Origin of the sequence: Enhygromyxa salina, from assembly GCF_002994635.1 — a bacterium.
Classification (GTDB): Bacteria; Myxococcota_A; Polyangia; order Nannocystales; family Nannocystaceae; genus Plesiocystis; species Plesiocystis salina_B.
This window is the reverse complement of sequence record NZ_PVNL01000151.1, coordinates 1-826: the sequence shown is the minus strand read 5'-3', so window position 1 is coordinate 826 and position 826 is coordinate 1. Positions and strand designations below refer to the sequence as shown.

At 64.0% G+C, this 826-nt stretch carries 1 protein-coding gene; it reads left to right on the top strand.

The features are described 5' to 3' along the window. A partial coding sequence (locus ENSA7_RS41035) for a transposase (RefSeq protein ID WP_146158736.1) occupies window positions 1–648 on the top strand: 648 nt, incomplete at its 5' end. Window positions 649–826 lie beyond the last annotated feature (178 nt).

The window sequence follows — 826 nt, the reverse complement described above, 5'->3', positions numbered from 1 at the left end:
AAGCTCATGCGCAAGGCCGAGCTGGCCCTCGACGAAGAGAAGAAGCGTCGAGCCAAGCAGCCGCGGGTCAAGCAGTCGATCGTCGAGGAGCGCGGCTACAAGGACATGCGGCTCGAGTCCGAGCACATCGCCGAGTTTGCACACACGCCCGCGCGGGCCAAGAAGTCGTATCGGATGATCGTGCTGCGCAAGACGATCACCGAGGAGCGCTACCAGCGAAGCCTCAGTACCAACATCCGCTACTTCTTCTACGTGACCAACGACCCGGACCTCACGGCCGAGCAGGTCGTCGTCGAGGCCAACGAACGCTGCAACCAAGAGAACCTGATCGCGCAGCTCAAGGGTGGGGTCCGCTCGCTGACGGCACCGCTCAACACGCTCGAGGCCAACTGGGCTCTGATGGTGACGACGACGCTCGCGTGGTCGCTCAAAGCCTGGATCGCGCTGACGATGCCGTCGTCGCCCCGCTGGCAAGAGCGGCACGACGCCGAGCGGGAACAGGTCGTGCGCATGGACTTCCGCACCTTCGTGCTCGACTTCATGATGATCCCTGCGCAGATCGTAAACACAGGACGCCGGCTGGTGTACCGGCTGCTGGCCTGGCGACCATGTGCGCACATCCTCGTGCGTGCGCTCGAGGGATCGTGACCTCAGCCTGCCGGTCGCATGGTGCCCCGGCAGGCTGCGGAAACTTCAACCCCTCACCCTACGAAGGAGGTCTGGTCGAAAAACAAGAGGTCCGCGGGGAGCACCGACCCCCGTAGTCGGAAACCTGTGTCTGCGGAGCGTGGCTCGCTTCTCTTCGGCCCGCTGCGCTTGATCAAGG